This window comes from Ruegeria discodermiae, assembly GCF_030758345.1.
Taxonomy (GTDB): domain Bacteria; phylum Pseudomonadota; class Alphaproteobacteria; order Rhodobacterales; family Rhodobacteraceae; genus Ruegeria_C.
Genome location: NZ_JAVAMO010000007.1, coordinates 140060 through 149139 on the forward strand (window position 1 = coordinate 140060; position 9080 = coordinate 149139).

Consider the following 9080-nt stretch of genomic DNA (forward strand, 5'->3'; position numbering starts at 1 on the left):
ATACGTGAGCTTATAAAGTCCGTTTCAGGCTAGGTCTCTACCCGGGGTTGATCAAGCAGGAACCGATAGCTGCGTGCATTCTGAAACAAGTTTAACCCGTAAGGTGCCGCGCTGCATGCTCCTCGACCTATTGGGTCGCCGCAGCCCCGGCGCCAATCGCGATCTGCAGTTTGGCCCAGGCCTGCGCCGCGTCGTTGACCGCAGATGCAGCGGATAGGCGCGCCGATGCGGTGTCGCGATCGGTTACCAGCAGATCCGTCAGCGTGATGGCGCCCGCACGATAGTTTTCCTGGGCCAGCGAGAGCGCCTTGTCGTAAGAGGTCGCCGCCTGATTGAGCGCGTTCGCCCGCGCCCGATCCTGCGTCAGATCCGACTGCGCGACCTGAACATCCTCGACCGCTGATACCACTTGCGATCGCCAGTCGATTTCTGCTTGCCGCGCCAGCGACAGTTGGGAATCGCGCGTTGCCCTGAGCAGGCCCTGGTTGAAGATCGGCAGGGAGATATCGGGACCAAAAGACCAGGCATTCAGGCCACTTGTGCGCTCAATCGTCCCGGTCAGTGTCAAGGATGGGTAGAGATCTGCCTCTGCGACCCCGACCTCCGCGACCGCCGCCGCAAGTGCCGCTTCGGAACTGCGCACATCTGGCCGGTTTCGCAAAAGCTCGGCTGGCAGGCCTGTTCTTGGCGCAGGCGGTGTGCGCAGCTGCGGCGCACCGCGTTCCATCCGCGTCATGATCGGCCCGGACTGCTCGTTCAGCAAAGTACCAATCGCAAAGACATTGGAATTAAAGAGAGCCCGGAACTCCGGCACCCCCGCTTTTGCGGCGGCCAGCAACGCCTCCGCCTCGGCGACCGCGTATTCGGTGGCGTCGCCAAACTCAAACTGTCTGCGCGTGATCTCAAGGGTTTGTTCACGGTCTGAAATGGTTTGCCGCGTAATGGTGATCGCCGTCTGATAATATCGCGCGTTGGAATAGGCGGCGATCAGTTCCGCCAACCATGCAAGTCTTGTGGTTTCTACATCTGCCTGTGCTGCGACCAGTTCCGCCGCCGCGCTTTCGCGCTCACGCCGAACCCCGCCAAACAGATCAATGACGTAGCTAGCTTCCAACTCGTTGGTGGTGGTCGTCGTCACCTCGTCACCGCCGCTGCGCAAACCAATATACTCAACATCGGTGCTGACTCCGACGCTGCGCAGATTGTCCTGCGCTTCGCTGATGCGCTCCATGGCGGCGATTACGTCGAGGTTTTGGGCAAGGCCCCTTGTAACCAGATCGTTCAGCACTGGATCGCGGTAGTCCTGCCACCAGCGCCGTTCCGCGACAGCCCCGATCTGCGCAGCGTCACCGTTCACAAAACGCTGCTGAAGCGTAGCCTGGGGCATCTCCAACTCCGGTCCGACCGTGCAACCGGCAAGGAGCAATCCTAGTGCGGCGTGACTGGCCTTCATGTCTTTGCCTCCTTACGTCCACGAAACAGGCTGGCCGCCTTGAGCACCGCTACATAGAAAACAGGCACCAGCAAAATGCCGAGGATGGCCGAGAATATGATGCCGCCCAGCATCCCGGTGCCAATGGATTTTTGCGCCTCGGCCCCTGCCCCATTGGCCAGTACCAGCGGTGTAATGCCAAATCCGAAGGCAAATGAGGTCATGATGATCGGGCGCAGGCGCTGGCGGGCAGCGGTGATGGTCGCCTCAATCACTTCCATCCCTTCTGCGCGCAGCTTCTGAGCAAATTCGACGATCAAGATCGCATTCCGCGAGGCCAGACCGATGATCGTCAGCAGGCCGACCTTGAAATAAACGTCGTTTGAATGACCAAAATACCAAGTCGTCAAGATGGCACCCAGAATGCCTACAGGTACACTCAGCATGACGGCAAAGGGCACGGTCCAACTTTCGTAGAGCGCCGCAAGGCAAAGAAAAACGATCAGAGCCGAAAGCGAAAACAGGATCGGCTGCTGGTTGCCCGACAGGCGTTCCTGAAATGACAGCCCGGTCCAGGCCACACCAAACCCACCGTCAAGCTTGCCCACCATTTCCTCCATCGCCGTCATCGCCGCGCCCGAACTTTCGCCAGGTGCTGCGGCACCGGATATTTCAAGCGCTTGACTGCCGCCATAACGCACAAGCGTTGGCGATACCTCGGTCCAGGCCTTGGTCACGAAGGATGAAAACGGCACCATCTCATTGTTCTCGTTGCGCGCCGACCACGCATCGATGTCAGAGGGCTGCATGCGCCATTGCGCGTCGCCTTGCACGATGACCTCACGCAGATCGTCGCCCAGGGTGAAATCGTTGACGTAGTTTCCGGCGAATATGGTCGTCATCATCGAGTTGATATCCGCCAGGGTGAGACCGAACGCCTCGGCCTTTTCCTGGTCGATGTTCAATCGCAGCGTCGCATTCTTAGCATTGTCGCTGCTGCGGACACCGGTGACCCGTTCATCGGATTGAGCGGCCAGGACCAGTTGGTTGGCGGCCTCGTTAAGGGCCTCGGTTCCCCGGCCCGCCTGATCGATCAGATACATGGTAAAGCCAGAGGTCGAGCCAAGACCCTGAATCGCAGGAGGCTGCAGGAAATAGATCTGACCCATCCGGTTGTTGAAAAAGGTCCCATTCGCGCGCGCGCTGACGGAAGCGGCGTCAAGACTTCCCTGATCGGTGAATCCCTTGAGCTTGATGAACATCATGGCCTTGTTCTGGCTTACCCCGCTGAAACTAAAGCCAAGTGCCGAAAAGACCGATGTGACCGCATCCGCCTCCTCGTTGAGCAGATATTGCTCGACTGCCTCGACCGCCTCCAGCGTCTGCGCGGTCGGGGCATCCTGCGGCAGTTGTACGATTGCCATCAGCACGCCCTGATCTTCGGTCGGCACGAAGGACGACGGCAGACGTTCGAACACCCAGAACGCCGCATATCCGATGACGATGATCAGAAGGATCATCCGAAACGGCCGCAGCGCCAGGCGACCGACCAGTTTGCAATAGCCGCCGGTCAGACGATCCAGCCCGGCATTGAACAGGCGGAGCGGTGCAATCCGCTGGCGCCCCTTTGACGGTTTCAACAGATAGACACACATTGTCGGCGTCAGGATCAGCGCAACAAGCAGCGACAGGACCATGGCCGAGATGATGGTGACTGAGAACTGCAGATAGATAACCCCAGTCGAGCCTCCCATGAAGGCCATAGGCAAGAAGACCGCAGAGAGCACCACGACGATGCCGACAAGCGCGCCGGAGATTTCCTTCATGCTCTTTTCGGTCGCCTCAAACGCGTTCAGCCCCTCTTCCTCCATCACGCGTTCGACGTTCTCCACGACGACAATCGCGTCATCAACCAGCAGGCCAATGGCCAGAACCATGGCAAACATCGTGAGCGTGTTGATGGACATTCCAAGTGCAGCCAGAATGCCGAAGGTTCCCAGCAGAACCACTGGCACGGCAATTGTGGGAATAAGCGTGGCACGCCAGCTTTGCAGAAACAGGAGCGTGACCAGCGAGACCAAAACGACGGCCTCGCCCAGAGTGCGGTAAACCTCGGTGATGGATTCCTCGACAAACGGTGAGGTATCGAACGGGTATTCAACCGTCACGCCCTCGGGCAGCGCGTTGGAGAGTTTGTCAATCTCGGCGCGCACCGCTTTGGCCGTTTTCACGGCGTTTGCACCGGCGGCCAGGTTCACGCCAAAACCGGCGGCTGGTTTGCCGTTGTAGCGGCTCGACGTCCCAAAGCTCTCGGCAGACAGTTCCACGCGCGCGACATCCGCCAGATAGACGGTCGAGCCATCCTCATTTGTCTTGAGCAGGATCCCCTCAAAATCCTGTACCGAGGAAAGCTGCGACTGCGCGCTCAGCGACATGGTGATCTGCTGGCCCTTGACGACGGGCTGCGCGCCCAGCGAGCCAACGGTGACGTTGGTGTTCTGCTCTGAAACCGCAAGAGTCACGTCTGAGGGGCTAATCTGGTACTGCTCCAGTGATTTGGGGTTCAGCCAGATCCGCATCGCAAGCTGCGTGCCGAAACTGCTGATCGATCCGACACCCTCGACCCGTTGGACGGGGTTCTCGATCGTGGAATTCAGAATGTTCCCCAACTCGACCGAACTATAGGCTCCATCCTCAGAGACCAGCGCGCCCACCATCAGTATGGACGAAGTCGATCGGTTGACGCTTACTCCTTCGCTCACCACCGAGGCAGGCAGGCGTGCCTGCACCAGTTGCAGCTTGTTCTGCACCTGAACCTGCGCAACCTCGGAGTCGACGCTGTCATCGAAGGTCAGCGATATGCTGGCCGATCCCTCGGACGAGTTGGAGGTCATATAGGTTAGACCGTCGAGGCCGGTCATGCTGTTCTCGATCACCGATGTTACGGCATGGTCGACCGTTTCTGCTGACGCACCAGGGTAACCCGCCGATATCTGAATCGTGGTCGGCGCGATCTGGGGATATTGCGAGATCGGCAGTGCGTTCAGGCCGAAAATGCCTGCCAACATTGTGACAATCGCGATAACGCAAGCGAAGACGGGTCGGCGGATGAAGAATGAGGCCATCGGATTACTGCTTCGCTCCGTCCTTTGGCCCGTCGTCCTCTACCAGCCCCTCGGAATTGATCTTTGCAGCAACCGGGTTCACTTTGATCCCGGCTCGCATGGCGACCAGCCCATCTACGATCAGGCGATCCCCCTGCCCAAACCCGCTGGCCACGACCCAGTTGTTTTCATAGGTGCCGATCTCATCGAACTGCACCTGTTTTGAGGTTTCGTCCTTGTCCACAATGAAAGCGGTAAGCCGCCCCGTGTTGCCGCGATCTGCGGCGCGCTGGGGCACGAGGAAGGCTTCGATCGTGCCCACCTCGATATCGCCGTGCAGGAACATCCCGGGAAGCACTTTGCTGTCGGGATTTTCAAATCTGAACCGCAGGGAGGCAGTGCCGGTCGTGGTCGAAACCGTGTTCCCAGCGGCGATAAAGGTCCCCTCACTGGCAAAACTCTCGCCGTTCTCCAACACCAGCGTTGCTTTCAAACGATCGCTGAGCTTCAGCGTGCCCGACTCGACTTCCTTGCGGATCGCCAGAATGTGCGCGCTTGATTCCTGCATCGTAACCTCGATGGGATCGAGCCGCGTCACCGTGGTCATCGCGTCGGACTGCGCGTCCGAGACAAGATCGCCGACCGACACGCTTGCGATGTCCGCCATGCCTTCGATTGGGCTCGTGATGGTCGTCCATGAGAGTTGCGTCTTGGCGAAGTCCAGCGCCGCCTTCGCGGATCTAAGTGAGGCCTGATCCGTTTCCAGCGTGGCCTTGGCCTGCTCGACCTGCGCCACGGTGAACCCTGAACCCTCCAGCTTCTGAGCCCTCTCATAGGCGGCTTGGGACACCGTCACATTAGCCTCGGCGGTGGCGACGTCGGCCTCCGACGAGGCGACGGCGGCGACATAGCTGGCGTCATCGAGTTTGAACAGAGGATCCCCAACAGCAATGGGCTTTGTGGGATCATAGAGAATCTTTTCGATCACACCATTGACACGTGGGCGAATGCTGACTTGCTGATAGGCAACAGCCCGGCCCGGCAGATTGTAGACCCGCGGAACCTCCGTCTTGCTGAGTGTCACAACGCCCACATTCATGGCGGGCGCCTCAGATTGCGCAAGCGACAGCTTAGGAAGTGATACCGCGAGGCTGATCGCGACGGCCACTCCGAGCCCCGAGATACCGCCCCTGCTCATTTTGGTTTCGAACATGACTGCACAACTCTGGCTTTTGACAACGGGAAGATTGTACTCCTCTTGCGGTATTGTTACCGCGTCCTGAAAAACTTGATAGATCGGTCTTCAAAGGAATTTCCGGTCATGGCCTTTTTGCACGGTTTCGCTGTGTGACCACAATCTACCGGCGAGGTGGGCGGATTCCGAGTGGCGGCTAAACGACTGCGAAATGGATGCCGAAGCGCTTACCGCTTCCAATGCGACTCACGCCAATCAAACAAAGCAAAGACCCGGCCGCATGAACACAGCCGGGTCGAAGCAATGCCAGTTATACAACGGCACAGGTTGTGCCACCCCAATCAGGACGAGGCTTTTGCAGAAGAGGAGCGGGACTTCGTGGCAGTCTCGTATTCGGACTTGAAGAACTCGCGCATTTTCTCGGCGTCGAATGTCAGCAATGTGCCACCCGATTCGAAGTGCATCGTGAAAGTGCGGCCAACGGCATAGGTTGCGGCACCCGCAAATGCCGGCGCGGACACGACCCCGAGGGCGGTGCCGAACAAGGGAACGGCCTTCACGAAACTCGCCGTTGTGATACCCGCCTGCACCGGAACCAGAGTGGACAGAAGCGCTGTAACCGCCGCTTTGCCCGAGTTGGAACTGAAGGGCACGTCGTAAAGATCTGAAAGATCCTTTACCAGCTTGAGTTGCAGCGCGCCGATTGCCGCGATGTCAACAACGGGCACCGGAATAAACGCAGCCCCACCGGCATAGGCAGCGTAGCGCTTGCTAAGTGATATTGCCTGATCGACGCGGTCGACCTCTTCAACCTCAGTGACAGCCATGTCTCTCTCTTTCTATGGCGAGCGCGACGGCTCGTTTAAATGATCGAGTGCTAGATGCACCAGCTTTCAGGGAACACCCGGACTAACGGCTCCCACATACCTGCCCCTCGCGAGAGCAAGACAGGTAAAGGCTAGAAGAATTTCGCAATTCCGACAACGAAAAATACCCTTAAGGTGTATTTAGAGGCACTAACTCTCGTTAATCTTTGTCGGCCAGCGGGGCTTTCCGTGCTCAGATGCAAGCGGCTCAAGCGTATCAAAAACCACTCCAGAGAAGTGCTCAAAGTGGCTGCGAAAGAAGAAGTGCCCGCCATCAATGACCTCCAGCCTGAACGGACCGCTGGTTTCGTCACGCCACGGTTGCATGTCTCCAGGACCGACATAGGGGTCGCTGAGACCGGAAAGGGCGAGAATCGGGATATCAAGGGGCAGCCCAGCGCGGGTCACCGCTTGCCGCGCGATCCGGAAGTCCGCGCGCAGGGATGGTTCCACCAGCGCCTTGAGCTCATCGTCCTTCAACACGTCTCCGGGCGTGCCCTCGTACTGTGCGATCAGCTTCCAGAACGCATCCGAATCGAGCGAATCAGCAATTGGGACGCGCGAAGGCAAGCTCGGGGCGGCGTGCGCGGCGACGATGAGCTGGCGCGGTTGCGGATGCCTGCCCGCGAGCAGCGCGTGCGCAAGAGCCAGCGACATACGCGCGCCCATCGAATAGCCCAGAAACGCAAATGGGCGATCAAGACAGGGCAGAATTTCGGCCATCAGAGCATTGATTAACACGGGCAGATCGTTGATCGCGGGCTCAAGCAGGCGGCTTTCCCGGCCGGGTGTCTGGATGGGTTGTATATCAAGCCAGTCCGGGGCGGCCCCGCGGAGAGGCAGGAACTGTGCGGCGCCCCCGCCCGCAAAGGGTAGAACAAAGAGCCTTGCCGTAGCGGTTGTTGCGATATCGAAATGCGGCAGCCACGCGCTCTTACATGCAATAGTTGCCGCTGCATAAACGGGTGCCGCGTGCCCATTCTTGTTCGCGATCTTAGTCAAAATCTAAGTTTCCTTCCCGGTGTTCCAATCCTTCATACGAACTTCGATTTGGCTCCCGGCAATCGCGACATGGGCAATCGCATCGTCGCATGCCGGAACCCGCTGCAAGCACGCCCATTGACCTGCAACGGACACGACCCTCGGGTCCAGGCCACCCAACGCGCCAAGCTCGATTGAGCGGGGGTCAGTCATAAGGCCGGTCCCCAGCATCTTGAGCACGGCTTCCTTGGCTGTCCAGAGGATCAGGAACCTTTCGGTGGTGATACCCGCAGCTCTCGCCCGCTCCCATTCACGCTGCGTTGCGATCTGTTGCAGGAGTAGCGCCGGATCATCCCGCGGCGGCAACTCTAGGTCGATGCCGACGGGGCGCGCCGCAATGGCAAGCCAGATATGTGCGTCCGTATGGGACACGTTGAAGTGGATCGGATGGCCAGGAACCTCCGGCTTTCCCTGAGCCCCAACGGCAAGCTCCAGTTCATCAATCGGCACGCCAAGATCGGCAGATAGTCGCCGACGCACCCATGTTCGACCGGCGCAATATCGCGCAGCATCATCAGCCCGAACGAAGCGGGACGCCCTTTGCTGCTCTGCGGTGCTCAGTGAATGAGCGCATTCCAGCAGGTCATCGAATCGCGCCTCGTATATGTCCACCCGTTGCGAGGACCATGGCTGATCTGATGGTTGTCGCTGCAAGCACTCTTCCCCCTCACGTTGTAAGCTAAGCTGCGGAAGAGATTGGTTCAATTGCAGTAATTCAAGAGCTGCCATTTAAATCTCAGCGAGAATCGGCAGCATTGCCTAAAACCCCTGCGCGAATCGCCTCAGACAGCAAGCCAAACCGGACCAGCAGGAATGAAGCTCCTATACCGTTGATAACAAAGGTGATTTATGGGATCGCGCCGCCCAAACCCTATACTCATCCAGTTTCTGGTCAAAAGACGTGTATTTGGGCCACCTGCTTTGAAAAGGATGTCATGGGAAGCCTTTGCCGCATCGAAACGATTGGCGGTTATCGTTGGTTCACGCAAAGTTTCACGCAGAATGCCCAGTGCAGCAGCGCGACCGATCAGGGAAATGAGCGGCATCGAATCGGAGCGGAGGCGAATCCAACAACATTCCTTACACGTGGATTGCGTAGCAATGCGCGAGGTTGCCGACCGAAGAAAATGACATCGCCGCGAGTGAACACCAAACGGAAAAGTCACCCGAGTTTCCGCTGTGCAGCTATTCTGTGCAAGCGGTCGCTACCGCCATCAACCCATACAGAAGGTTGATACTTCTTCATTAAATTCCGGCAACTTTAAGTTGACAGATCATGGGTTTGCTAATCTTCTCAACATAACAGCAGGTTTCAAGCAAAGTCTCTACCGTAAGTTATATCCGCCGCGACCGATTTAACGACTGCCTGAGGTTTGAGACACAAATGCGCATGTTGGAATGGCCGGCTGAAAGACGCTTTGTTTGCGAGGGGAGGGCTGGTC

6 protein-coding genes are annotated in these 9080 nt (G+C 58.2%); all 6 read right to left on the minus strand.

The window, feature by feature from the left end; genetic code table 11:
• Positions 1 to 127: 127 nt before the first annotated feature.
• The 6 genes from Q5Y75_RS16595 to Q5Y75_RS16620 all read right to left on the minus strand — a co-directional run bounded on the left by Q5Y75_RS16595 (position 128) and on the right by Q5Y75_RS16620 (position 8367).
• Entirely contained in the window at positions 128 to 1453 is a 1326-nt protein-coding gene (locus Q5Y75_RS16595) for an efflux transporter outer membrane subunit (RefSeq protein ID WP_306199472.1), read from the minus strand.
• Positions 1450 to 4557, minus strand: coding sequence for an efflux RND transporter permease subunit (locus tag Q5Y75_RS16600; RefSeq protein ID WP_306199474.1), 3108 nt, complete (start codon positions 4555 to 4557; stop codon positions 1450 to 1452). The genes Q5Y75_RS16595 and Q5Y75_RS16600 overlap by 4 nt, the downstream gene beginning before the upstream one ends.
• A 4-nt stretch (positions 4558 to 4561) precedes the next feature.
• Positions 4562 to 5749: an efflux RND transporter periplasmic adaptor subunit gene (locus Q5Y75_RS16605; RefSeq protein ID WP_306199476.1), complete on the minus strand. Its 1188-nt coding sequence runs from the start codon at positions 5747 to 5749 to the stop codon at positions 4562 to 4564.
• A gap of 323 nt (positions 5750 to 6072) precedes the next feature.
• Positions 6073 to 6558 carry a YcjF family protein gene (locus Q5Y75_RS16610; RefSeq protein ID WP_306199478.1) on the minus strand — a complete coding sequence of 162 codons (486 nt, stop codon included), beginning with the start codon at positions 6556 to 6558 and terminating at the stop codon, positions 6073 to 6075.
• 189 nt (positions 6559 to 6747) lie between these two features.
• Positions 6748 to 7599 (minus strand): thioesterase II family protein, encoded by an 852-nt coding sequence (locus Q5Y75_RS16615; RefSeq protein ID WP_306199480.1) that lies wholly within the window; start codon positions 7597 to 7599, stop codon positions 6748 to 6750.
• A 3-nt stretch (positions 7600 to 7602) separates the two neighbouring features.
• The gene (locus tag Q5Y75_RS16620; RefSeq protein ID WP_306199482.1) at positions 7603 to 8367 is read right to left on the minus strand and encodes a 4'-phosphopantetheinyl transferase family protein; all 765 of its coding nucleotides are present in this window, start codon (positions 8365 to 8367) and stop codon (positions 7603 to 7605) included.
• Positions 8368 to 9080 lie beyond the last annotated feature (713 nt).